Annotated in this window: 28 protein-coding genes and 1 riboswitch; of the genes, 17 read left to right on the top strand and 11 right to left on the bottom strand. The window is 71.3% G+C overall.

The features are described 5' to 3' along the window. The first annotated feature begins 62 nt into the window (after positions 1-62). The gene (locus H4W80_RS19810; protein ID WP_192786457.1) at positions 63-482 is read left to right on the top strand and encodes a hypothetical protein; all 420 of its coding nucleotides are present in this window, start codon (positions 63-65) and stop codon (positions 480-482) included. A gap of 9 nt (positions 483-491) precedes the next feature. Here the strand turns inward: H4W80_RS19810 and H4W80_RS19815 are convergent, their stop codons facing one another. Next, positions 492-2,081 carry an FAD-binding oxidoreductase gene (locus H4W80_RS19815; RefSeq protein ID WP_192793613.1) on the bottom strand — a complete coding sequence of 530 codons (1,590 nt, stop codon included), beginning with the start codon at positions 2,079-2,081 and terminating at the stop codon, positions 492-494. 31 nt (positions 2,082-2,112) lie between these two features. Here H4W80_RS19815 and H4W80_RS19820 point away from each other — a divergent pair, with 31 nt between their 5' ends. From H4W80_RS19820 to H4W80_RS19835, 4 genes are all read left to right on the top strand, one after another. Then, a complete protein-coding gene (locus H4W80_RS19820; protein WP_192786458.1) occupies positions 2,113-2,622 on the top strand; it encodes a TetR/AcrR family transcriptional regulator in 510 nt (169 codons plus the stop codon). A 16-nt stretch (positions 2,623-2,638) separates the two neighbouring features. Further along, entirely contained in the window at positions 2,639-4,138 is a 1,500-nt protein-coding gene (locus H4W80_RS19825) for a glycerol-3-phosphate dehydrogenase/oxidase (RefSeq protein WP_192786459.1), read from the top strand. Positions 4,139-4,249: 111 nt separating this feature from the next. Further along, on the top strand, positions 4,250-5,110 hold the full coding sequence (locus tag H4W80_RS19830) for a sucrase ferredoxin (protein WP_225963551.1): 861 nt from the start codon (positions 4,250-4,252) through the stop codon (positions 5,108-5,110). Positions 5,111-5,210: 100 nt separating this feature from the next. Further along, positions 5,211-5,522 carry a WhiB family transcriptional regulator gene (locus tag H4W80_RS19835; RefSeq protein ID WP_080036407.1) on the top strand — a complete coding sequence of 104 codons (312 nt, stop codon included), beginning with the start codon at positions 5,211-5,213 and terminating at the stop codon, positions 5,520-5,522. A gap of 110 nt (positions 5,523-5,632) precedes the next feature. On the opposite strand, the gene H4W80_RS19840 is transcribed toward H4W80_RS19835, so the two are convergent. Continuing rightward, positions 5,633-6,040 carry an NUDIX hydrolase gene (locus H4W80_RS19840; RefSeq protein ID WP_225963552.1) on the bottom strand — a complete coding sequence of 136 codons (408 nt, stop codon included), beginning with the start codon at positions 6,038-6,040 and terminating at the stop codon, positions 5,633-5,635. A gap of 77 nt (positions 6,041-6,117) precedes the next feature. Between H4W80_RS19840 and H4W80_RS19845 the strand changes: the two genes are divergently transcribed. Further along, positions 6,118-6,759, top strand: coding sequence for a DinB family protein (locus H4W80_RS19845; protein WP_192786461.1), 642 nt, complete (start codon positions 6,118-6,120; stop codon positions 6,757-6,759). A gap of 29 nt (positions 6,760-6,788) precedes the next feature. Here the strand turns inward: H4W80_RS19845 and H4W80_RS19850 are convergent, their stop codons facing one another. Together H4W80_RS19850 and H4W80_RS19855 are read right to left on the bottom strand one after the other, a co-directional pair. Then, positions 6,789-7,022, bottom strand: a complete 234-nt coding sequence (locus H4W80_RS19850) for a DUF397 domain-containing protein (protein ID WP_127935054.1) — start codon at positions 7,020-7,022, stop codon at positions 6,789-6,791. A gap of 135 nt (positions 7,023-7,157) precedes the next feature. Next, entirely contained in the window at positions 7,158-8,039 is an 882-nt protein-coding gene (locus tag H4W80_RS19855) for a helix-turn-helix domain-containing protein (RefSeq protein WP_318786955.1), read from the bottom strand. 231 nt (positions 8,040-8,270) lie between these two features. On the opposite strand from H4W80_RS19855, the gene H4W80_RS19860 reads away from it, so the two are divergent. Continuing rightward, a complete protein-coding gene (locus H4W80_RS19860; RefSeq protein WP_192786462.1) occupies positions 8,271-8,642 on the top strand; it encodes an ATP-binding protein in 372 nt (123 codons plus the stop codon). A gap of 48 nt (positions 8,643-8,690) precedes the next feature. On the opposite strand, the gene H4W80_RS19865 is transcribed toward H4W80_RS19860, so the two are convergent. Together H4W80_RS19865 and rsgA are read right to left on the bottom strand one after the other, a co-directional pair. Next, positions 8,691-9,323 (bottom strand): phosphoribosyltransferase, encoded by a 633-nt coding sequence (locus tag H4W80_RS19865; protein WP_192786463.1) that lies wholly within the window; start codon positions 9,321-9,323, stop codon positions 8,691-8,693. Between the two features lie 56 nt (positions 9,324-9,379). Further along, complete coding sequence (gene rsgA / locus H4W80_RS19870) at positions 9,380-10,477, bottom strand: ribosome small subunit-dependent GTPase A (protein ID WP_192786464.1); 1,098 nt, start codon at positions 10,475-10,477, stop codon at positions 9,380-9,382. A gap of 352 nt (positions 10,478-10,829) precedes the next feature. On the opposite strand from rsgA, the gene H4W80_RS19875 reads away from it, so the two are divergent. From H4W80_RS19875 to H4W80_RS19885, 3 genes are all read left to right on the top strand, one after another. Beyond that, on the top strand, positions 10,830-11,339 hold the full coding sequence (locus H4W80_RS19875) for a sigma-70 family RNA polymerase sigma factor (protein WP_318786956.1): 510 nt from the start codon (positions 10,830-10,832) through the stop codon (positions 11,337-11,339). After that, on the top strand, positions 11,336-12,046 hold the full coding sequence (locus H4W80_RS19880) for an anti-sigma factor family protein (protein ID WP_192786465.1): 711 nt from the start codon (positions 11,336-11,338) through the stop codon (positions 12,044-12,046). Before H4W80_RS19875 ends, H4W80_RS19880 begins: the two co-directional genes overlap by 4 nt. 163 nt (positions 12,047-12,209) lie before the next feature. Beyond that, the gene (locus H4W80_RS19885) at positions 12,210-13,496 is read left to right on the top strand and encodes a CHRD domain-containing protein (protein WP_192786466.1); all 1,287 of its coding nucleotides are present in this window, start codon (positions 12,210-12,212) and stop codon (positions 13,494-13,496) included. A gap of 302 nt (positions 13,497-13,798) precedes the next feature. Here the strand turns inward: H4W80_RS19885 and glyA are convergent, their stop codons facing one another. The 4 genes from glyA to H4W80_RS19905 form a co-directional block, all read right to left on the bottom strand. Next, entirely contained in the window at positions 13,799-15,049 is a 1,251-nt protein-coding gene (glyA, locus tag H4W80_RS19890) for a serine hydroxymethyltransferase (protein WP_225963555.1), read from the bottom strand. Between the two features lie 24 nt (positions 15,050-15,073). Then, a riboswitch (ZMP/ZTP riboswitch) is annotated at positions 15,074-15,150 on the bottom strand. A 96-nt stretch (positions 15,151-15,246) separates the two neighbouring features. Continuing rightward, a complete protein-coding gene (locus H4W80_RS19895) occupies positions 15,247-16,179 on the bottom strand; it encodes a YihY/virulence factor BrkB family protein (protein ID WP_221520089.1) in 933 nt (310 codons plus the stop codon). 57 nt (positions 16,180-16,236) lie between these two features. Then, complete coding sequence (locus H4W80_RS19900; RefSeq protein WP_185077754.1) at positions 16,237-16,611, bottom strand: YccF domain-containing protein; 375 nt, start codon at positions 16,609-16,611, stop codon at positions 16,237-16,239. Positions 16,612-16,665: 54 nt separating this feature from the next. Then, entirely contained in the window at positions 16,666-17,430 is a 765-nt protein-coding gene (locus H4W80_RS19905) for a TIGR03084 family metal-binding protein (protein WP_192793618.1), read from the bottom strand. 55 nt (positions 17,431-17,485) lie between these two features. On the opposite strand from H4W80_RS19905, the gene H4W80_RS62775 reads away from it, so the two are divergent. From H4W80_RS62775 to H4W80_RS19925, 6 genes are all read left to right on the top strand, one after another. Further along, complete coding sequence (locus tag H4W80_RS62775) at positions 17,486-17,611, top strand: hypothetical protein (protein ID WP_264085992.1); 126 nt, start codon at positions 17,486-17,488, stop codon at positions 17,609-17,611. A gap of 69 nt (positions 17,612-17,680) precedes the next feature. Further along, the gene (locus H4W80_RS64575) at positions 17,681-17,767 is read left to right on the top strand and encodes a putative leader peptide (protein ID WP_350723228.1); all 87 of its coding nucleotides are present in this window, start codon (positions 17,681-17,683) and stop codon (positions 17,765-17,767) included. Positions 17,768-17,874: 107 nt separating this feature from the next. After that, complete coding sequence (locus H4W80_RS19910) at positions 17,875-19,563, top strand: nitrite/sulfite reductase (protein WP_192786467.1); 1,689 nt, start codon at positions 17,875-17,877, stop codon at positions 19,561-19,563. After that, positions 19,560-19,703: an Insertion element protein gene (locus H4W80_RS19915; RefSeq protein ID WP_185077756.1), complete on the top strand. Its 144-nt coding sequence runs from the start codon at positions 19,560-19,562 to the stop codon at positions 19,701-19,703. Before H4W80_RS19910 ends, H4W80_RS19915 begins: the two co-directional genes overlap by 4 nt. After that, positions 19,700-20,428: a phosphoadenylyl-sulfate reductase gene (locus tag H4W80_RS19920; protein ID WP_192786468.1), complete on the top strand. Its 729-nt coding sequence runs from the start codon at positions 19,700-19,702 to the stop codon at positions 20,426-20,428. Before H4W80_RS19915 ends, H4W80_RS19920 begins: the two co-directional genes overlap by 4 nt. Then, positions 20,410-21,204, top strand: coding sequence for a sirohydrochlorin chelatase (locus tag H4W80_RS19925; RefSeq protein WP_192786469.1), 795 nt, complete (start codon positions 20,410-20,412; stop codon positions 21,202-21,204). The genes H4W80_RS19920 and H4W80_RS19925 overlap by 19 nt, the downstream gene beginning before the upstream one ends. A gap of 7 nt (positions 21,205-21,211) precedes the next feature. On the opposite strand, the gene H4W80_RS19930 is transcribed toward H4W80_RS19925, so the two are convergent. Further along, positions 21,212-21,955 carry a DUF1707 SHOCT-like domain-containing protein gene (locus H4W80_RS19930; protein ID WP_192786470.1) on the bottom strand — a complete coding sequence of 248 codons (744 nt, stop codon included), beginning with the start codon at positions 21,953-21,955 and terminating at the stop codon, positions 21,212-21,214. Between the two features lie 168 nt (positions 21,956-22,123). On the opposite strand from H4W80_RS19930, the gene H4W80_RS19935 reads away from it, so the two are divergent. Then, positions 22,124-23,461, top strand: coding sequence for an ankyrin repeat domain-containing protein (locus tag H4W80_RS19935; RefSeq protein ID WP_225963556.1), 1,338 nt, complete (start codon positions 22,124-22,126; stop codon positions 23,459-23,461). Positions 23,462-23,491 lie beyond the last annotated feature (30 nt).

Consider the following 23,491-nt stretch of genomic DNA (forward strand, 5'->3'; position numbering starts at 1 on the left):
TTCGCAATGGTGTACCCTCAACCCCCCAAGCAAGCGGTAGGGACCGTCGAGGGGGGTGCCTCATGACCCGTAACGGCCCGGACGACACGACCCGGAGCGGCACTTCCGACGTGGAGGTCATCGAGGGGCTGCTGGCATACGCGCAGACCCGGTCGTCCCGCTGGGGCGGGGCGGCGCTGAAAAGGGTCAGCGAGGCGGTCGCGCGCAGCCGGGCCCTCGACGCGCGCGCTCCCGGCACGCACACGGCCCTGCTGGCCCGCAGCCTGCTCGCCAAGGCGAAACTCCTGCTCAGACGGGACCGGGGCGCGGAGGCGCTCCCCCTGGTCCAGGAGGCGGTGGCGCTCAGCCGCCCGGCGGGCGGCGCCCCGCTGGAGGTGGCGCTGAGGTGCCTGGCCGCCGCCCTCGAGTCCCTCCACCGCTACAGCGAAGCCGCGGCCACGCTCGCGGAGGCCGACCGGATCGTTCCCCCCGACGAACCCTGACCCACCCGCCTAAGCGGTGGGTGGGACGAGGGCGCCGGGGTTGAGGATTCCGGCCGGGTCGAGGCGGGCCTTGACCGCCTGCAGGATGCTCACGCCCACCGGCCCCACCTCGGCCGCGTAAGCGTCCCGGTGCTCGCGTCCGACCCCGTGGTGGTGGGTGATCGTGCCGCCGGCCGTCACGATGGCCGCGTTCGCCGCCTCCTTGGCGCGCTCCCACTGCGCCACCGGGTCCCCCTCCTGCGCGACGACGACCGTGAAGTACAGCGAGGCGCCGGTCTCGTACACGTGGGAGACGTGGCACATGACGAGCGGCGAGCCGAGCGCGCCCGCCAGGGCGAGCCGCACCGCGTCGTAGAGCCGCGGCAGGTTCGCCCAGAACCCGGCCGTCTCCAGGGTCTCGACGGTGGCGCCGGCGGCGAGCAGCGAGTCGCGGAGATAGGGCGCGGAGAAGCGTCCGTGCTCCCACGCCTCCCCCGGCTCGGCGCCCAGCGGCTCGCCGCCCATCCGGCTCAGCACGGCCGCGGCCCCGGCCTGCCGGGCCGCCACCGACCCCCACCCGGAGGCTCGGGTGCTCTCGTAGCCGGCGATCAGGAGGCAGCCCGAGCCGCCAGAGCCGATGGTGTCGGGCTTCGCGAGGCCGATCATGGTCTCGGTCTCGTCCGAGAGCCGCAGCACCGTCGGGAGCGGCCCCTCCTGGGCGAGCGCGCGCACGGCCGCCGTCCCCTCCGCGAACGTCCCGAACCGCCACCCCTCGTACCGCCGCTCCTCAGGAGCGCGCCGCACCCTCAGCCGCAGGGACGTGATGACCCCGAAGGCGCCCTCGGAGCCCAGCACGAGCTGGCGCAGATCGGGGCCGGCCGCCGACTTGGGGGCGCGTCCGAGGTCCAGGGTGCCGGTGGGGGTGGCCACCGTGAGGCCCACGACCATGTCGTCGAAGCGTCCGTATCCGGCGGAGGCCTGGCCGCTGGAGCGGGCCGCCGCGAAGCCTCCGAGGGTGGCGTACTCGAAGGACTGGGGGAAGTGGCCGAGCGTGAGGCCGTGCGCGGCGAGCAGCCGCTCGGCCTCGGGGGCGCGTACCCCGGGCTCGAAGGAGGCCACGAGGGACTCCGGGTCCACGGAGAGCAGGCGGTCGAGCCGGCCCAGGTCGAGAGCGACCACCCCCGTGAAGCCCGAGTCCGGCGTGGCGGCGGTGAGGCCGCCCACCACGGAGGTGCCGCCGCCGAAGGGGATCACGGCGACGCGTTCGGCGGAGCACACCCGCAGCAGCTCGGCCACCTCCTCGTGCGAGCCGGGCAGCACCACCGCGTCGGGCGCGGCCGAGCCGTCCCCCGCGCGCATCCGCAGCAGGTCGGGGGTGGACTTGCCGCGCGTGTGGCGCACGCGGGCCTCGTGCGAGGTCAGCACGTACGCGGGGCCGACCACCCCGGCCAGCGCGCCGAGCAGCGGCTCGGACAGGGCGACCGGCGGCAGGCGCACCGATTCGAGACCGACGGCGGGGGCGTCCGGGGCGCGCACGCCGAGGAAGTCGCGCAGAAGCGCGCGGACCTGCTCGGGCAGCTCGCGGGCGAGAGCCGGGTCGCCCCAGCCGGACCACAGCATCGGTTCTCCACTCACGCTTACACTGTGACACATGACGTCGATTCGTCACAACGATGGGGTGCTGGACGCGGCCCGCGACTGCGTGCTGGCCTACGGCGTGCGCAGGACGACGCTCACCGACGTGGCGCGCCGGGCGGGGGTGTCGCGGATGACGATCTACCGCCGCTGGCCCGACGTGCGCACGCTGGTCGCGGACCTGATGACCAGGGAATGGGTGCGGGTGGTCGAGGAGCTCGACCTGGCGGACCCCGTGCGCGCGGTCGTCGAGGGGGTCAGGGGGCTGCGCGCCCACCCGCTGTGGCGCAAGATCGTGGAGGCGGATCCGGAGCTGCTGCTGCCGTACCTGCTCGACCGGCGCGGCGCCAGCCACGAGGCGATACTCGAGGTCCTGGAGCGCGCCGTCGGGGACCCGGGCCGGGCGCGGGCGGTGCTGCTGGTGGCGCAGTCGTTCCTGCTGTCGGCGCCCACGATGCTCGGCCCGGTGACCATGGACGAGCTCGACGGCGAGCTCACCGCCCTGCTGGAGGCCTATCTTGGATAGCTCGCATGGAGGCACCTTGGACAACGGCTCGCTGAACGCGCGCAGGAGATCCCGTGAGCTGCGCCGGGTCGCGGAGGAGCGGCTCGACGTGCTGGTGGTCGGGCTCGGCGCGACCGGCGCCGGCGCCGCGCTGGACGCCGCGTCCCGTGGGCTCAGCGTAGCGGCGATCGACGCGCACGACCTGGCTTTCGGCACGTCCAGGTGGAGCTCCAAGATGATCCACGGCGGCCTGCGCTACCTGGCCAAGGGGCAGGTGGACGTCGCGTACGAGAGCGCGGTCGAGCGCGGCATCCTGCTCCGCACGACGGCTCCGCACCTGGTCGCGGCCCACCCGTACCTGCTGCCGCTGACGAAGGCGGTCTCTCGGCGGCAGGCGGCGCTCGTGATGAGCGGCTACCGGCTCGGCGACGGCCTGCGGGCCGCCGCGCGCACGCCGCGCCGGCTGCTGCCCGGCCCGACGCGGCTGAGCGCGGCCCGCACGCGCACGCTGGCGCCCGTGCTCGACGGCGACGGCCTGCGCGGCGCGCTGCTGTCGTGGGACGGCCGGCTGCTGGACGACGCCCGCCTGGTCGTGGCCATCGCCAGGACCGCCGCGGCGCACGGAGCCCGCGTGCTGACCCGCTGCCGCGCGCTGCGGCTCACCGGTCAGGGCGCGCTGGTACGCGACGAGCTGACCGGCGAGGAGTTCGACGTCCGCGCCAGAGTGGTGATCAACGCGGCCGGGGTGTGGGCGGGCGGGCTGGACCCCGAGGTGAAGCTGCGCCCCTCGCGCGGCACCCACCTCGTGCTGGCCCAGGGGACGCTGCCCGGGCTGATCGCCGGCATGCACGTGCCCATACCGGGAGAGACCAACCGATTCGCGCTCGTCCTCCCCCAGCGCGACGGCCGCGTGTACGTCGGCCTCACCGACGAACCGGTGGACGGGCCCGTCCCCGATGTCCCCGAAGTGCCCGAGGAAGACGTCAGAACGCTCCTGGAGGTGCTGAACGGGGTTCTTGAGACTCAGGTGACCCGGGAGGCGGTCGCGGGCGCGTACGCGGGCCTCAGGCCCCTTCTGGCGGCCGACGGCCACACGGCCGACATCTCGCGCAGACACGCCGTTCTATCGCATGACGGGATCGTCACGGTCGTCGGCGGCAAGCTCACGACATATCGGCGAATGGCGGAGGACGCGGTGGATGAAGCGGTCTCGTCCGCGAAACTCCCGGCGCGCCGGAGCCGCACCAGGAAGATCCCGCTCGCCGGGGCGGGCCCGCGGCCGTCCGGGGTGCCGCTCCGCCTCGCCGAGCGGTACGGCAGCGAGGCCGGGGCCGTCCACGAACTCGTCAAGGCACACCCGGCGGAGGTCGGGCTCGGCATCACCGAGGGCGAGCTGATCTGGTCGGTACGGCACGAGGGCGCGCTCGACGAGGGCGACCTGCTGGACCGGCGGACCAGGATCGGCCTGGTCAAGCAGGACAGGGACCGCGCGCTGCCCGCGACACGGGACGTGTTGCGCCGAACCCCCCGCGACTGACCCCACCAATCCGTTAGGTTAGTCTTACCTAATTCGGATGGGGAGGGAGAACAGGCGTTGGCGAGGGGCTGCGAGCATCCGAACGGATGCCACACCGGAGGGGTTCCGACGTTGGCCAGTGCCACCGTGGGAGCCCGGCTGTGGCTGCTCGTCGAATACACCGGCGCCTGGCCCTCACACCTGGAAAACTTCGAACTTCCTGAAAAAATCTCCGAACTGGTCCGCCGGGCACTCGAGCGCGGTATCAGGCCCCAGCTGATCCGCCGGCCGGGAAAGCGGGCCCGCCCACAGGAGCAGGGGATCCGTGTGCTACTCGCGTACGCGGTAGGAGACCGACCCTGGTTGGCGAGCGGTATCGTCGCAGGTCCCGACGATCTTGACCTGGACGCGCTCGTGGCGGGAGTGGTCCCGGAGTCCTGCATACTTGAAGACGAGCCGGTATTTCTGGTCTGCACGCACGCCAAGCGCAATGCGTGCTGCGCCCGCATTGGACTACCCCTCGCTCGCACGCTGGCCGATTCTTTGCCGGACAGAGTGTGGGAAACGTCACACGTTGGCGGCGATCGCTACGCCGCCAACCTGGTGTGCTTGCCACACGGAATTTTCTACGGCAGCATGTCTCAGGCTGCTGCACTGGCAGCGGCTAACGCGTACCGGTCGGGCGAGATCATTCTCGACCGCTACCGGGGACGCGCAGGCATCCCTGAGCCATTGCAAGCCGTGGAGCACTTCGCCCGAGCCCATACGGGAGAGTGTTCCGTCGGCGCGGTGGCCGTGGAATCCTCCAGGTCGGACGGTGACGTCACCGAAGCGCTCGTACGCTGCGGCGACGTCCGGTTCCAGGTTGTGGTTGAGCCATCGGCGTTCACAGCGCCGTGTGGTACGGCTTGCGCCGAGACGATCACCACCTACCGGCTGGTTTCGCTGGACAGGCTCACGCCTGTGCGGTACGCCACGCCCGCTCTCGCCTGAACAGGGAACATCGCGGCCCGACCTTGCGTTGGAACAGTGACGCCAAAAGCGTCCAATGCGGCCCAATTACCGAAATACCTCTCACGAAGGTGGTTTTCTCATGTCTCAGGTACGTCGGCAGCTCGCCCGCCCGCGCCCCAGCTGGGGTTGGCAGGATGATGCCGCGTGCCGGGGTGAGGACCTCGTGCTCTTCTTCGGCCCCGACGGGGAGCGGCAGCCCGAGCGTGACGTACGTGAGCGGAAGGCCAAGGCGATCTGCGCCCAGTGCCCTGTCCGCAACGAGTGCCTTGACTACGCGCTGTCCCGTCCCGAGAAGTACGGCACGTGGGGCGGTCTCAACGAAGACGAGCGCGCCTCCGAGCGTCGTCGTCGCATGCGCCGCGCGGCCAGCGCCGGCATCTCCGCCGCCTGACACACCCGGCAGCGTCACCATCATCGCGTGATCGAGCAGTTGTCCCGATGAACCGGAGCCTGGCCCTCCACGCACAGGCTCCGGCGAACCCGGTCGGGACAACTGCCTGATCAGGCAGCACCTCCGAGGACACCGGCCCGCACGAGCAGCGGCACCACGTGGTCGCGCACGGCAGGCGCCAGACGCGGCGCGTACGCGTCACGCCCGTCCGTCCACCCCAGCGCCGCCAGCTCCGCGGCCGGCCTCGGATCCCCCGAAACCCCGGCGGTGAAGACCGTCATGCGCATGGGCACGCCCTCCAGCGCCGCCACGGCCTCCACGTGGCCGAGCAGGGCCAGGTCGCGCGGGGTCACCCCGAGCTCCTCGGCCAGCTCGCGCGCGAGCGTCTCCTCCGGCTCCTCCCCCGCCTCGGGCTTGCCCCCCGGCAGGTAGAAGACGTCCGGAGCGGCCTGCTTGCTCACGACGAGCAGCCGCCCCCGGTCGACGACCGCCGCGGCGACCACGCGCAACACATCCATGCCCGACAGCATCCCACGCGGCACCGACAAACCGGGACCACCGGAGATTGTCACACCCGGCCGTTAAAGTGCCCGGCATGACAGAATCCCAGCCCTCCCCCGTGACCGCCGACGACCTCGACGAGGCCGTCCGGCTGGCCGTCGCCACCCTCCGCGAGGCGCCCGCGACCGCGTGGGACCACAAGGCCGGCACGCTGGAGTGGACGTGCTGGGAGACCGTCGAGCACCTGGCCGACGACCTGTTCGCCTATGCCGCCCAGCTCGGGCTCAGGACGCCGCCGCTGGACGTCTACGTCCCGTTCATCCTGGAAAGTCGCAGGCCGGAAGGCCCCGCCAACACCATCCACGCCGACCCCAAGGCCGGTCCCGCCGGGCTGCTGCAGGTGCTGGAGTCGTGCGGCGCGATGCTGTCCTCCATGGTGCGCACCACGCCGCCACAGGTCCGCGCCCACCACGGTTTCGGCGCGGCCGACCCCGAGGGCTCGGCGGCGATGGGCATCGTGGAGACCCTCGTCCACACCCACGACCTGGCCGAAGGGCTCGGGCTCGGGTGGGCGCCGCCGGCCGGGATCTGCGCCCGGGTGCTGGCGCGGCTGTTCCCCGAGGCCCCGCGCGACACGGATCCGTGGACGACCCTGCTGTGGGTCACCGGGCGCGCCGACCTCCCCGGCCGTGAGCGCCCGGTGAAGTGGCGCTGGTACAGCGCGCCGCGAGCCTGAGCGGCGCGCGCTCCCCTAAACGTCAGACCTCAGACGATCAGATCGTCGAATTCGCCGTCCTTGGCCCCGAGGACGAACGCGGTGATCTCCGCCTGGGTGTAGACCAGCGCGGGACCTTCGGGAAAACGTGAGTTACGCATGGCTATCTCCCCCGTGGGCAGGTTCGCGACTTCGACGCAGTTGCCGTTGGGGTTGCTCCGCTTGCTCTTGCGCCAGACGACAGGAAGGCGGCCGGCGGGCGTTCCGTTCCGGAACTCATGCATGGGGGCAGCTCCTTGCGATCTTACGGATGCACGTGCATCCGCGTTTGCGAGGAGACAATACGGTAACGCGTCGGCTTCCATATAGCGGACGACCAAAAAACCGGATATGGGGTCGGTCACAGAGATTTCAGCAGCTCATCGGGAAAGCAGGCGTTCCAGGAAGCGCCTGGTCTCCTTGGGCTCCTCGGCCTGGATGCTGAGCCGGTCCATGACTTCCATGTAGTGGTCGGAGTCGGCGGGTTTGTCCAGGTAGAGGGCGCTGGTGAGCTGCTCCATGTAGACGACGTCGGGCAGCTCGGGCTCGGGGAAGCGCAGGATGCTGAACGGGCCCCCGGCCGCCGCGTGGCCGCCGCGGTCGAACGGCATGATCTGCACGGTGACGTTGCGCTCGGCCGTGAGGTCGAGGAGATGGGCGAGCTGCCCGCGCATGATCTCGGAGCTGCCGATCGTCCGGCGCACGACGGCCTCGTCGATCACCGCCCAGACCGTCAGCCCGCTCTCCAGCCGCCCCTGCCGCGTGGTGCGCACCGCCACGCGGCGGTCGAGCTCCACCCTCGGGGCCTTCTCGTGGGCCAGCTCGATCACGGCCCTGGCGTACTCGGGGGTCTGGAGGAGGCCGGGCATGAACTGGTTCTCGTACGTGCGGATGCTGGAGGCCGCGCCCTCCAGGCCGATGTAGACCTCGAACCAGGGCGGCAGCACGTCGCCGTACTTGTGCCACCAGCCGGGGGCGTTGGCCTGCTTGGCCAGGGCGAGCAGCGGCTCGCGCTCGGCGGGGTCGGTGACGCCGTACAGGGTCAGCAGGTCGGCCACGTCCCGCTGCTTGAAGCTGACCTGGCCGAGCTCCAGCCGGCTGATCTTGGCGTGAGATGCGCGAATCGAGTACCCGGCGTCCTCGCGCGAGATACCCTTCTCCGTGCGGAGCCTGCGCAGCTGAGTGCCCAGCAGGATCCGCAGCACCGTCGGGCTTCCCGGCGAATGTCTGAGAAGCTTCCCTTCCGCGCTCTCTGCGCTCACGCTGCCGCTCCTAGATCATCTGCACGTGCAGATGCGATTCGCATCCGTAAACGACCAAAAGTCTTGCATCGGTTAGCACTCCCCGTAAAGATGGGCATTGGATCACCAGACCGCGCCTCGGGGGCCAGAATGACGACTTTCGACGCTCGGCCGCAAGCCGCCATCGGTTCCCGGCCACCAGGATGGCTTTCCTCCATTCTGGTAGAGGGGCATGCCTGGGAGTGCGACGCGGTGTTCCCCTTCCATCAGCGGGTCGCGCTCGAGCCGGCCTGCGTGGCGACGGCGCGGCGGTTCGTCGATCAGACGCTGGCCGCGTGGGGGGTTTCCGAGCCGGCCTTCGACGCTCAGCTGGTGGTGTCGGAGCTGGTGACCAACGCGATGCGGCACGGCGGCGGGGCGGCGCAGCTGCGGCTGCTGTCGCACGGGGCGGAGCTGGCGTGCGTGGTGACCGACCACAGCCGGACCGTGCCGGTGGCGACGGCTCCCGACGTGTTCTCCGAGTTCGGGCGGGGGCTGCGGCTGATCGACGCGCTCTGCACCACCTGGGGCTGGCTGTCGCCCGGCGGCTCGCGCAAGCTCGTCTGGGCCGTGCTCGCCGCCTGACAGGCGGCACGCCCCGTGTTTCCAGCCGCGAGCGCCCCCTGTACGTCCTCATCGCCGCGCCCGGTCGAGCAGTTCGAGTACGTCGGCGTCGGTGAGCTGGTCGAAGCGCTCATACCACTGGCCGACCGCCCTGAAGTCGATCGGCGTGCGCAGAACCACCACCTCGTCGGCCTCGTGCCGCAGCGAGCCGACTGTCTCGCGGGCCCCGACCGGCACGGCCAGCGTCACCCTGGCGGGCTTGGCCGCGGCGACCGCCCTGAGCGCGGCCCGCGCGGTGCCGCCGGTGGCCAGGCCGTCGTCCACCACGATGACCTCGCGCCCCTCCAGCGGGGGCAGCGGGCGGTCGCCGCGGTAGGCGAGCACCCTGCGCGCCAGCTCGCGCCGCTCCTTGTCCACCACGTCCGCCACCGACTCGGGCGTCATGCCGAGGCGGCGCAGCAGCGTGTGGTCGAACACGGGCTCGCCGCCCTCGGCTATGGCGCCCACCCCCAGCTCCGGGGTGGGCGGATAGCCGATCTTCCTCGTCACCAGGACGTCGAGGGGGGCGCCGAGCCTGCGCGCGATCGGCAGGGCCACCGCCACGCCGCCGCGGGGCAGGGCGAGCACGACGGGGTCGCGCACGTCCTCCAGGCGCTCGGCCAGCAGCTCCCCAGCCTGCGCACGGTCTGCGAAGAGCTCCATGACCAGTGCCCTACCCGCTCAACCGCGCTCCTCGCCTCACCCGCGCGGCCGGGCCGCTAGGGCCGGCTACGGCCCGAGCGGCGCATCTCCTTGGTGATGAGCTTCCACTTGTTCTGCTGCTCCTTGCGCAGGCGGGCGTCGGTCCTGGAGGCCATCCAGGCCGCCTCCCGCCGCAGCTTGCGCCAGCTGTCGAGCCGCCGCTCCGGCAGCTCACCGGTCTCCAGCGCGGCCAGCACCGCGCAGCCCGGCTCGCCGGAGTGCCCGCAGTCGCCGAAGCGGCACAGCACGGCCAGCGCCTCGATGTCGGAGAAGACCAGGTCGACGCCGTCGGCGATGTCGTAGAGGCCGATCCGCCGGATCCCGGGCGTGTCGATGACCAGCCCGCCCCCGGACAGCGGGATGAGCTCCCTGTGGACGGTGGTGTGCCGGCCCCGCCCGTCGGCGGCGCGCACCTGCTGGGTCTCCATGACGCCGTCCCCGGCCAGCGCGTTGACCAGGGTGGACTTGCCGGCTCCCGACGGGCCGAGGATCACGGCCGTACGGGATCCCTCCAGGTAGCCGGCGGCCAGCGGTACCCCGTCGCCGCGCAGGGACGAGACCGCGTGCACGTCCACGCCGGGCGCGGCCACCCGGACGTCGTCGAGCAACTGGTCGAGGCCGTCCTCGAACAGGTCGGACTTGGTGATGAGCACCACGGGCGTGCCGCCGGACTCCCAGGCCAGCGCGACGAGGCGCTCGATGCGGCCGAGGTCGGCGAAGTCCGTGGAGTGCATGGACGGCTCGGCCACGAAGACGACGTCGACGTTCGCGGCGAGCACCTGGCCCTGGCCGTCGCCGGACAGGCCGCCCACCGAGTCGCGGCTCACGCCGCCCCTGATGAACGCGGTCGTCCGCGGCAGGACCTCGTCGAGCTCGTAGCGGCCCTCCGGGAGCAGCTTGAGGGCGACCCAGTCGCCCACGCACGGCAGCGCGACCGGGTCGGCGGCCGACGCCCTGCGGACGCGGGCGCCGTACTTGACGTGAAGCTGACCCTCCGCCGCGATCACCTCGGCGGCGCCGCGGTCGACGCGGGCCACGCGGGCGGGGACGGTGTCAGCGGGCAGCTCGGCGGCGCGGAGAGCGGTCCAGCCGAGCAGGGAAAGATCGTGAGACAACGCAGTTGAACCTTTGATCGAGAAGGGAAACCCGGCAGCTCAGCGGAGCCCGGGGAGGTGGACGAACGGCATACGGAACGGGACGACCCGCATAGTCCTCACCTCCTCGATCAGTTGCGGCAGACTCTACGCACCTCTCCCGCAGGGATGCAATCGGATTAAGTATGGCGATCTGTTGAACCCTGCCCGGGCGGCCGGCCGTACCACCTGCCGACGGACCCGAGAAAGGGGAATGATGCACACCAGCACTTATCCCCCGCCCTCGGCCGAGGGAGCCGCCCCTATGGGGAAGCCGCGTTTTCGACACTGGATCCGCCGCGTACGGCCGGATGACGGGGTGCCAAATGACGGGGTGCCGAATGACGAGGCGGCAGTGTCCGCGCTCTACCGGGAGTATCACAGGCCGTTGCTGGCCTTCGTGATCAGGTTGACGGCGGGCGATCGGCAGTGGGCGGAAGACGTGGTGCAGGAGACCATGATCCGGGCTTGGCGCAGCGCGGAGCAGCTCGATCCCGAGTCGGTCTCACTGATGCCCTGGCTGGCGACGGTCGCCAGACGTATCGTGATCGATGACCGGCGGCGCCGGGGCGCGCGCCCTCAGGAGTCGGGTGACGGGCCGCTGGAGACGATGCCCGTGCCTGACGAGATGGAGGGCCTGCTGCACCAGGTGGTCGTGACAGAGGCGCTGAAGGCGTTGTCGCCGGCACACCGCGAGATCCTCAACGAGACGATCTTGCGAGACCGGTCGGTCAACGACGCCGCCGAGGCGCTGGGCATCCCGGTCGGCACCGTGAAGTCCCGGGTCTACTACGCCGTTCGCGCGCTGCGGATCGCACTTGAGGAGAGGGGGGTGACGGCGTGACTTCGAGAGTCGAGCACACGGACGTGGGCGCGTACGCGCTCGGACTGCTGGAGGAGGACGACAGGCACGCCTTCGAGGCCCATCTCCTGGGCTGCGCCCCCTGTCGCGCCGAGCTGTCCGATCTGTCCGGCATGGCCAGCGTGCTGAGCGGGATCGGCCCGATGGAGGACTACGGGGCGCCGTCCCCCGAGCCGGTGATCGACCTGCTCCAGCGCAAGAAGCGGACGGACAGGAAGACCCGCAGGGGGACGTTCGTGATCGGGATGGCGGCGGCGGTCACGCTGGTGGCCGGCGGGCTGACGATCGGCACGCAGCTCTCCGTCGGCGACGCCCCTCCGATCGCCCAGGGGCACGGCAGCCACATGGGCCCGGCCGAGCAGTTCTTCGCCGACGGTACGCCCGTCGAGGGGAAGGGCGTCGACGGGGTCACCGGCGGGCTGGTGGTCGAGTCGAAGGCCTGGGGCACGCACGCCGCCCTCAAGCTGGCCGGGGTGAAGGGGCCGCTCGAATGCGAGCTGGTCTCGGTCGGCAAGTCGGGTGAGCGCCGGGTGATGACCGGGTGGTCCGTACCTCCAGCCGGGTACGGAGTGCCGGGTTCGCCCGATCCGCTCTACATGCACGGCGGCAGTGCGACGCCGTTGAAGGACATCGACCATTTCGAGGTGGTCACCTCGGCGGGCAAGAAGCTGCTCACCATCAACGCCTGACCCGGCAGGCGCTCCAAGCCCTCCCACCGCTGGTGGGAGGGCTTTTTCGGGTCTTCGGCCTTGTGTGCAGAATTACGGATTCGCGGCTTGAACCTCCCCCGGCGCCGGGCGCGTACTGCCTGCCGTACCAACCGGAATATCAAACCGTTTAAGAGGTTTAGCCATGTTCATCCGGAAGTTCGCAATTCCTGGCACGCTGCTCGCCGCCGCCCTGCTCGCCTCCCCCGCCTCGCCGGCGAACGCCTCCGGTGACGACGTCTATCTCGCCGCCGGCCTGCGCGGCGCCAACGAGGTGGGCGTCAAGGGCGACGCCGACGGGCGCTCGACGGTCGTGATCAGGATCAGCGGGAACGAGGTCACGTTCGCGGCCCGCTGGAACGAGATCGGCACGCCCACCGCCGGCCACGTCCACCTGGGCGCGAAGGGCGTCAACGGGGACGTCAGGCTCGAGTTCTTCACCAGGCCGCTGCCCGCCGGCGTGCTCGGCGTCACCGGCACCGTCAAGGCCGACAACGACCTGGTCAAGGCGCTCATCGACAACCCCGGCGGCTTCTACGCCAACCTGCACGACGCCAAGCACCCCAAGGGCGCGCTCCGCGGCCAGTTCCACCGGCTGAACAAGCCGATCGACCTCAACGGCGTGCTGCAGGGCAGCAACCAGGCCACGCTCTCCGCGCGCGCCGACGGGGCGCAGGAGGTGCCGGAGAACGACGGCAAGAAGCGCGGCGACCAAGACGGCCAGGCCGGGTGGTGGCTGCGTCCCAGCGGGTCGTCCCTCGCGTACACGGCCTTCTGGTCGGGCCTCGGCGCGGTCACCGACGGCCACCTGCACAAGGGTTCCGCAGGCGGGAACGGTCCAGTGGTCGCCGGCCTGTTCGCGGGCGCCCTGCCCGAGAACCTGACCGGCGTCGCGGGCGAGGCCCCGGTCGCCGCCGGCGTCCTCAAGCGCATCGCCGCCCACCCCGACCGTTACTACGCGAACCTGCACACCTCCGACTTCGACGGCGGTGCCGTACGCGGCCAGCTGTCCGACCGGCCGTTCACCCACCCGCGCGCGCTCACCGCCGACGTGCTGCGCGGCGCACAGATCTACTCCTGCACGGCACAGCCGAACGGCGGGTACGCCTTCACCCAGCTCGGCGTCTCGGCCAAGCTGCGGCGCGGGATCGACCATTCGTTCGTGACGCCCGCCGCCGGACCGCCGCAGTGGATCGCTCCAGACGGGAGCGCGGTGCGCGGCTCGGTCGTCACCAAGACGCCCAACGGCGACGGCAACATCCCCGAGCTCGTGCTGGACGCCACCCAGGCGGGCAAGGCCAGCGGGCTGCTCGCGCACGCCACGCAGATCCTGCGCCTGAACACCATCGGCGGTGTCGCACCGTCCGGCGCCTGCACGCCGGGCTCCGAGGCCCGGGTCCCGTACGGGGCCGACTACCTGTTCCTGGGCTGAGGCTTCCGGGGGGCGATTCGGTCCCGTCCCCTGGAACGCCTTTCCCGGTCGATCCGGCCCCGTCCCCCGGGCCGCCGGTCGGCCGACCGCGAGCGGGGCACTCCGCCCCACTCGCACCGAACGCCCCGCCGCACTCCGGGAGCCCGTGCGGCGGGGCGTTCGCCGTCCCCACACGGTCACCCCACGCCGCCGTCCGGGCCGGGGCGGACCCAGAGGCCGCGTGCCCGACCGGCGGTGTCACCCCCTGAGGGTGACACCGGGATGGGCAGCGGCGGGTGGGATCGCCCGGGGCCGCGGTGTGGTTACAGGCCCGGGGCCGGGAACTGCGCGGTGAGTTCGCTGACCTCGTGGTGCACGCGGGCGATGACGTCCTCCGCGTCCCCCTTGGCCAGGGCCGTGACGACCTCGTCCATCCAGGCGCCGATCTGGCGCATCTCGGCCTCGCCCATGCCCCGGGAGGTGACGGACGGGGTGCCGATGCGGATGCCCGACGGGTCGAACGGCTTGCGGGGGTCGAACGGGACCGTGTTGTAGTTGGTCTCCAGCCCCGCCCGGTCGAGCGCCTGGGCGGCGGGCTTGCCGCCGATGCCCTTGGGCGTGAGGTCGAGCAGGATCAGGTGGTTGTCGGTGCCGCCGGAGACCAGGTCGAACCCGCGGGAGGCGAGCTCGTCGGCCAGGGTCTTGGCGTTGGCGACGACCTGGTGGGCGTAGTCGCGGAACGACGGCTGGGCGGCCTCGTGGAGCGCGACGGCGATGGCGGCGGTGGTGTGGTTGTGGGGACCGCCCTGCAGGCCGGGGAAGACGGCCTTGTTGAGCGCCGTGGCGTGCTCGTCGGCCGTGGCCATCAGCATGGCGCCACGCGGCCCGCGCAGCGTCTTGTGCGTGGTCGTGGAGATCACGTCGGCGTGGCCCACCGGGGACGGGTGCGCGCCGCCCGCCACCAGGCCCGCGATGTGGGCGATGTCGGCGGCCAGCACGGCCCCGACCTCGCGGGCGATCGAGGCGAAGCCCTCGAAGTCGATGGTGCGCGGGATCGCGGTGCCGCCGCAGAAGATCAGCTTCGGCCGGTGCTCGAGGGCGAGCTCGCGCACCTCGTCGAGGTCGATGCGGCCGGTGTCCTTGCGTACGCCGTAGCGGACCGGGTTGAACCACTTGCCGGTCGCGGAGACGGACCAGCCGTGGGTGAGGTGGCCGCCGAACGGCAGGCCCATGCCCATGACGGTGTCGCCCGGCTGCAGGAACGCCATGTAGATGGCGAGGTTGGCGGGCGAGCCGGAGTAGGGCTGGACGTTGGCGTGGTTGACGCCGAACAGCGACTTGGCCCGCTCGATGGCCACGGTCTCGATCTGGTCGATGACCTGCTGGCCCTCGTAGTAGCGCTTGCCCGCGTAGCCCTCGGAGTATTTGTTGGTGAGGACGGTGCCGGTGGCCTCGAGCACGGCCTTGGACACGTAGTTTTCGGACGCGATGAGCTTGACGGTGTCGGCCTGGCGCCGCTCTTCCGCCTTGATGAGCTCGGCGATCTGCGGGTCGACGCTCGCAAGAGAACTCATGATTTTCCTGTCATCGTTGACAACTGCGAAGACCCAGGCGCACGGCCTCCGCTCCTTTCGCTCCCCGGTGGTCGATCCCACCAAATGCGCCAGTCGCGTCTCCTCCTAGACGATAGCGGATGTCACGGGGCCCATCCGTCGTGTCACGATGAGGTGATCGCGACGCCGCGTCCGCCGCGCCTCCGGGCCGGGAGGCCCTATTTGGTACGGCTGACGCCCGGCCAGAGCCGGTCCACCTCGGCGTTCAGGATGGCCCCGATGAGCACGGCCAGGGCGGTGATGTAGAGCCAGAGGAGCACGGCGATCGGCGCGGCCAGCGATCCGTAGACGGAGACGGGCGAGAACCAGGCGGCCAGCACGGCCCGCAGCACCGCCGCGCACACGATCCACAGGAACAGCGCCAGGATCGCGCCGGGCAGCTCGCGGTACCACTTGGTCCGCACCGGCACGCTGACGTGGTAGAGCACGGTCAGGAACAGGACCGAGCCGATGATCACGACCGGCCAGTAGAGGATGTCGATGAGGACGCCGTACTGGGCGGGCAGGGCGTCCCTGAGCAGGGTCGGCCCGATGACCAGGATCGGCATGACGATGATGCCGATGATCAGGCCGACGACGTAGAGGCCGAACGACATCAGCCTGGTGCGGATGATGCCGCGCTCCTCGCCGAGCCCGTAGGCGACGGAGATGAGGTCGACGTACACGTAAAGGGCTCTGGAGCCGGACCAGAGCGAGAGCAGGAAGCCCACCGAGATGATCGACACCTTGCTCGCGTCGTCGCTGAGGACGTCGGTGAGGAGCGGGTTGATCACCTTGTTCACGGCCTCTTCCGTGAACAGCACGCCCGCCTGCTCGATCACCCACGCCTTGACCTGAGCGACCACGCTGGAGCCCAGCCACGTGCCGAGCTTGGCCAGCACGCCGATCAGGCCCAGCACGAACGGCGGCAGCGACAGCAGCGCGAAGAACGCCGCCTCACCTGCCAGGCCGGTGACCCGGTAGGTGACGCCGGCGTTGGTCGCCGCGCGGACGATCGCCCACGACTTCGTGTCGAGCACCCAGCTCAGCCTGGCCCTGGCGTTGGAGACGAGCCCTCTCTTCGGCCGGGGAGGCGCATCGGTGGACGTCATGGCACCCAACGGTATTCGCAGTGACTCTTCGGGACAGCTTACGTCCCGGAGACTGCCCTAGTCGTTGTCAACGATGCGTGCGCCCAGCGGGAGCAGGGAGACGGGGACGAGTTTGAGGTTCGCGACGCCCATCGGGATGCCGATGATCGACAGGAACAGCGGGATCGACGTCACGACGTGCCCGATGGCCAGCCAGACGCCGGCGACCACGCACCAGATGACGTTGCCGATCAGGGAGAACGCGCCCGCGTCGGGGTCGCGCACCACGGTCCTGCCGAACGGCCACAGCGCGTACGCCGCGATCCGGAACGACGCGATGCCGAACGGGATCGTGACGATCAGGATGCAGCAGATGATCCCGGCCAGCGCGTAGCCGGCGGCCAGCCAGAGTCCCGCGAAGATCAGCCAGATGACGTTCAGAATCGTGCGCATACTCGCAGGATGACATCCGCCTGGCCGCCCGCGTCATCCGGCAAGACCCTGACTTCACCCTGACCTGGGCGCCCGTCCCTTGCCAGGGGGCCCGGCGAATGCCTGCGCGATCTCCATCCAGGCCCGCGCGGGCTCGCCGGTCAGCTCCAGCGCGGTGTCGGACAGGTGGACGCGCTGGGTGACGGCCAGGCAGAAGTCGAGGACGGTGCCCCGGACGAGGCCGTCGGCGCCCTCGGGCCCCGCCGTCCACGTGGTCCCGTCCGGCATGGCCAGCTCGGCGCGTACGGTCTCCGCGGGCACCGGCAGGCCGCGGACGGCGAAGCTGTAGGGCCGGGCGCGGAAGCCCATCATGGCGACGTGGCGCAGCCGGGCCGTCGGCTCCCGGGTGACGCCGAGCGCGTCGGCGACGTCCTGGCCGTGCGCCCAGGTCTCCATCAGCCGCGCGGTCACGAAGGAGGCGGCCGACATGGCGGGGCCGAACCACGGCACCCGCTCGCGCGCGTCCAGCGCCGCGAACACCTCCAGGCTGCGGGAGCGGGCCGCCCGGAACCACGCGCGCAGCTCGGCCGGCGGCATCCCGCGCGCCTCGAGGGCGAGGTCGTCCACGGACGTGAAGCCCGCCAGCGAGGCCTGGAAGCCGCCGGGGTCGGTGGCCGCGCGCACGGCGGCGTCGTCGAACCAGGCCAGATGGCTCACCTGGTCACGGATCGCCCAGCCCTCGGCGGGCGTGGGCCGCTCCCAGTCCTCGTCCCCCAGCGGATCGAGCAGAGCTTCGAGGGACGCGGTCTCGGCACGCAGGTCGTCGAGCAGCTCGGCCATGAGATCCACGCCCGCCAGCCTAACCCGAACAACGTTCTAGGAGAATAATCGCCATGTGATCTGTGAGAGCTGCAAGGACAAACGCCACGAGGACTGCCGCGGCGGCTCCTGGTGCGACTGCCAGCACCAGGTCCAGGAGAAGCCCCACGAGCCCGACCTCAGCTGGAAGAGCCAGGGCTGAGCGAGCTGGACAGTCCCACACTCTGGACCCTGTCTTGGACAAACGGGACGGCCAGAGTATCTTCTAGGTATGCCAGCGGACCCCATGCTCGTCGGTCGACGCCACGTCGACCTCCAGCGTGTCCGCAGTGCCATCTGTTGCGACGCCCGCCTGTAACCCCATCCTTTTTACCGCTGAGCGCGTCGCACACCTCCTCTCCACCCCTGCCCTCGCCGACGAGGCAGGAGGAACCCTGCGCGCGCCCATGAACCGAAGGACGCGCAATGAGCACCCCTGCCAGCCGCACTCCTGCCAGCCGGCACCACAAGCGCCCGCGCGGCGAAGGCCAGTGGGCTCTCGGTTACCGTGAGCCGCTCAACAAGAACGAAGAGAACAAGAAGAACGACGACGGCCTCAACGTCCGCCAGCGCATCATCGACATCTACTCCAAGCGGGGCTTCGACTCGATCGACCCGGCCGACCTGCGTGGCCGCATGCGCTGGTACGGCCTCTACACCCAGCGCAAGCCCGGCATCGACGGCGGCAAGACCGCCGTCCTGGAGCCGGAGGAGCTCGACGACCGCTACTTCATGCTGCGGGTGCGCATCGACGGCGGCCAGCTCGACCTCGCCCAGCTGCGCACGATCGCCGACATCTCTAACGAGTACGGCCGCGGCACCGCCGACCTGACCGACCGCCAGAACATCCAGCTCCACTGGATCGAGATCGAGTCGGTGCCGGACATCTGGGAGCGCCTGGAGGCCGTGGGCCTGTCCACCACCGAGGCGTGCGGCGACACCCCGCGCGTGATCCTGGGCTGTCCGCTGGCCGGGATCGACGCCGACGAGGTGCTCGACGCGACCGAGCAGATCCACGAGCTGCAGGACCGGATCGTGGGCAACCCGGCGTACTCCAACCTGCCGCGCAAGTTCAAGTCGGCGCTGAGCGGCTGCACCGCCCACTGCACGGTGCACGAGATCAACGACGTGGCGTTCGTCGGCGTGGTCAACGAGCAGGGGGAGATCGGCTACGACCTGTGGGTCGGCGGCGGCCTGTCGACCAACCCGATGCTGGGCAAGCGGATCGGCGTGTTCGTCCGGCCGGAGCAGGCGGGCGACGTCTTCGAGGGCGTGGTCGGGATCTTCCGCGACTACGGCTACCGGCGGCTGCGGCACCGCGCACGCATCAAGTTCCTGGTCAACGACTGGGGCGTCGAAAAGTTCCGGGAGATCCTCGAGACCGAATACCTCAAGGAGCCGCTGCCCGACGGGCCCGCCCCCGAGCTGCCGCGCGCCAACCGCCGCGACCACGTGGGCGTCTTCCCGCAGAAGGACGGCAACTTCTACGTCGGCTTCGCCCCCAAGGTGGGCCGGCTCGACGGCGACAGGCTGCACCTGATCGCCGACATCGCCGAGCGGCACGGCTCCGGCCGGGTCCGCACGACCGCCGAGCAGAAGATGGTCATCCTCGACGTCGCGCCCGACCAGGTCGACTCGATCGTGGCCGAGCTGGAGGCCAACGACCTGCGGGTCCGGCCCTCCACGTTCCGCCGCCAGACGATGGCCTGCACCGGCATCGAATACTGCAAGCTGGCCATCGTCGAGACCAAGGCCGCGGCCGCCGACCTGATCGACGAGCTGGAGCGGCGGCTGCCGGCGTTCGACGAGCCGCTGACGATCAACGTCAACGGCTGCCCCAACTCCTGCGCCCGCATCCAGGTCGCCGACATCGGCCTGAAGGGCCAGCTCGTGGTGGACGAGAACGGCGACCAGGTCGAGGGCTTCCAGATCCACCTGGGCGGCTCCCTCGGCGTCAATGCCGGCTTCGGGCGCAAGGTCCGCGGCCTCAAGACCACCGCCAAGGCGCTGCCCGACTACGTCGAGCGCGTCGTCAAGCACTACGACGCCCAGAAGAAGGAAGGCGAGTCGTTCGCCGACTGGGTGCAGCGGGCCGACGAGGCGGACCTCAAATGAGCGAGCGAGCGGTCCCGTTCCACTGCCCGTACTGCGGCGACGAGGACCTCGAACCCTACGAGGGGGACGGCGGCTGGTACTGCCGCGCCTGCGCCCGCGCTTTCAAGCTCAAGTTTCTCGGGATCGGAGTGAAGATATGACGCTCGTGGACATCGAGGTCGGCCTGAAACAGCAGCGCGGCGCCCTTGACCTGCAGGACATCGTCGAGTCCGCCGCGACGTTCCTCGAGGGCGCCCCCGCCCGCGAGATCATCCGCTGGGCGGCGGCGACGTTCGGCGACCGGCTGTGCCTGACCTCCTCGATGAGCGACGCCCTCCTGATCGACCTGGTGAGCAGGGTCAAGCCCGGCGTGGACGTGCTGTTCATCGACACCGGCTACCACTTCGCCGAGACGGTCGGCACGCGTGACGCGGTGCGCCAGGTCTATGACGTCAACGTGATCGACATCAAGCCGTCGCGGACGGTCGAGGAGCAGGAGCGCGACCTCGGCCCGCGCCTGTTCGGCCGCAACCCCGACCTGTGCTGCTTCCTGCGCAAGGTCGAGCCGCTCAACCGGGCGCTGGAGCCGTACCTGGCGTGGATCTCCGGCATCCGCCGCGACGAGTCCCCCAGCCGCGCCGGCTCCAAGGTCGTCGAGTGGGACGCCAAGCGGCAGATGGTCAAGGTCAACCCGATCGCGGCCTGGACCCAGGAGGACGTCGACAACTACATCGCCGACAACGGGGTGCTGATCAACCCGTTGCACTACGACAACTACCCCTCGATCGGCTGCGCGCCGTGCACGCGGCAGGTCGCGGAGGGAGAGGATCCGCGCAGCGGACGCTGGGCGGGCCTGGGGAAGGTCGAATGCGGCATTCACCTGTGATCCCCAGCAGGGGACCCGTCCCGTTGGCAGGCGGGACGGCCCCCGGCCGCGTGCCACTGGTGGCGGTGGCGCACGGGTCGCGAGATCCGCGTGCCGCCGCCACCGTGGCCGCGCTGCTCGACCGGGTACGCCTGGCGCGCCCTGAGGTGCCCGTACGGGTGGCCTACCTCGACCACTGCACCCCGGCACTGGGACAGGCCCTGAGCGGCCTCCAGGAGGCCGTTGTGCTGCCGCTGCTGCTCACCGAGGCCTACCACAGCCGGGTGGACCTGCCGGCGGCGCTGAACGAGGTCCGGGCGCGCGAGCCGCGCCTGCGCGTGCACTACGGCACCACGCTGGGGCCGCACCCGCTGCTGCTTACGGCGCTGGAGCGGCGCCTGGCCGAGGCGGGCGTGCGGGCCGGGGACCCGGACACCGCGGTGGTGCTGGTGTCGGCGGGTTCGAGCGACGCCAGGGCCAACGCCGTGATCGCGCGGCAGGCGCGGGAGTGGCGGCGTTCCGGCTGGTGGACGGTGTCCCATGGCTACGCCTCGGCCGCCGATCCGTCGCCCGCCGAGGCCGTGGCCGCGCTCAGGCGGGCGGGCGCGCCGAAGGTGGTCGTCGCGCCGTACCTGCTGGCGCCCGGCCACTTCGCGGACAAGGTGCGGCAGACGAGCCTGGAGGCCGGGGCCGCGGTCGTGTCCGACGTGCTCGGCCCGGCGCCGGAGCTGGTGGACGTGCTCCTGGAGCGTTACGAGGCGGCCCAGCGGCAGCCGGTGTCCTCCCTGGTCGGCTGAGCCGGGGTCAGTAGCCCCGCCGGTCGCGGCTGCCCTCTCCGCGCGTCAGCCCGCCCAGGCCGCGGACCTGCCGGTTCAGCTCGCGGGTCTGCTGGCGCATCTGCCGGTGCAGCGCCCGCCAGTCCTCGCCGTGCAGCGCCCGCCAGTGCTCCCGCCAGGCCGCGAACCCGCGCTGCACCGGCTGCGCCTGCGAGTCGCCGATCACCTTGACGTCCCCCATCACGGCGTACGCGCGCACGCGCACCACGGGGACGTTCATGCCGGGGGCCGCCTGGATGACGTCCACGCGCTTGTCGCCCATGACGGCCATGCCGTCGAGGTCCACGTTCACGCCGTCGGGGACGATGATCTTGATGTCGCCCATCACGGAGACGGCCATGATGTCCACCATGTCCGTGCGCACCTCGGCCTCGCGAAGATCGAGCACCACGTCGCCCATGACGGCGACCGCGCCGAGCTCCTGGTCGATCCGCCAGGTCCCGCGCCGCTTGGAGTCGCCCATGACGCCCACGAACCACCGCCGCTTCCTGCCCGCGGGCACCGGAGCGGGAGAGGGGGCGGGCGCGGCCCCCGCCGGCAGGTCCTGGGTGAGCAGGGCCAGCTCGGCGTGCGTGGTCGCGGAATAGGCGGCCTCCGTGCGGTCGGTCAGCTCGGCGAGCGTCAGCCTGCCCTCGACCGATGCGACACGGAGCTGCTCGACGACGGCCTCGCGCTCGGCGTCCGAGGCGCGGAGCCCACCGGGATCAGTCATACTCGCAACATATCGCGTCTTGCCGGGAATGTGACTCCTCCCCGAGAAGGAAAACATGTCATCCCTTGTAGGTGTTTGAACCTGGACGCCGCTTTGGTGCGTACCAAGCGATGACACGGGGCTCTGGCTTGGCCCGGGGCGCGGCCGGACCAGGCTAGGGTCCCTGTCATGCATGAGGAACAGCTCTACCGCGCGGCGTTGAACGGCGAGACCGAGACCGTGGGCAAACTGCTCGCCGGCGGCGCCGACCCCAACAGCCCAGGTGAGGAGGGGCTGCCGCTGTGCGCGGCCGCCGCCTGGGACCGCGTGGAGGTGGCCGGCGCGCTCCTGACGGCCGGCGCCGACGTCAACGGCCGGGAGGAGGGCGGCTGGACGGCGCTGCACTGGGCCGCCTCCAACGGCCACGCCGCCACCGCCAAGGCGCTGATCGAGGCGGGCGCGGAGGTCGACGCGGCCAACGAGTCCGGCGACACCCCGCTCACGCTGGCCGTCCGGCGCGGCGCGCTGGGCGTGGTGCAGGTGCTGCTCGAAGCGGGCGCCGATCCCGAGAAGTACGACGGCGACGGCGACACGCCGCTCGAGATCGCCGCCTCCTGGGTGGGCGTGCACCTGGAGAGCGCGCTGCTCGACCAGATCGAGAAGGAGGGCTGGGAGTACGTCGTGGCCCGCCAGTACGCCAAGGACGGCACCGAGCTGGTCACGGTGGCCGGGCGCGCGGCCGACGGCTCGGAGAGCGAGCAGGTGCAGGCCCAGCGCGGCCACGCCGCCGTCGCGACCCTGCTGGAGGACGCGACGGGCACGTACACGCCGGTGGAGCAGCTCGTGGCGCGGGCCGTCGCGCACCGCGACATCGACGAGGACGCCGAGACCTGGTGGATCGTGGCCGACTCGCTGGGCCGGCGGGCGGACGACGAGACGTACGAGGCGCTGGCCCGGCTGTGCGGGAGCGAGGACGCCAGGGAGCGGGAGTTCGGGGTCGACGCGATCGCCCAGTTCGGGTTCGCGGAAGGGGAGAAGCCCTACCTCGACAGGACGCTGCCGCTGCTGCAGAAGATGGTCACCACGGAGGGCAACCCGCAGGTGCTGCGGTCGGTCCTGGCCGCGCTCGGGCACCAGGGGGACGAGCGCGCGCTGCCGTACGTGCTGGACATCATCGGGCGTCCCGGGCACAAGCGCACGATGACGGACGCGATCGCGCTGGCCGACGTGCTGCCGCCGGACCACGAGGAGGGGCTGGCGCTGCTGATCGCGATGACGGAGGACGAGGACACGGAGGTGCGCGACTGGGCCACCGCCGGGCTCGCCGGGCTGTCCGAGGACACGCCCCGCATCCGTGAGGCCCTGGCCGCCCGCCTGGCCGACGCCGACCTGCGCACGGTGGCCGAGGCCACGCGCGGGCTGCTGACGCGGGGCGACGAGCGCGCGTCGCGGGGGGTGGAGCGGGTGCTGGCGGAGAGCGACGACGAGTACGAGCGGGACCTCGTCACCCAGCCCGTCACCGGCTGACCCGCACCCGCCCGCCGGACCGAGGAGCGC

Source organism: Nonomuraea angiospora, from assembly GCF_014873145.1.
Lineage (GTDB): Bacteria > Actinomycetota > Actinomycetes > Streptosporangiales > Streptosporangiaceae > Nonomuraea > Nonomuraea angiospora.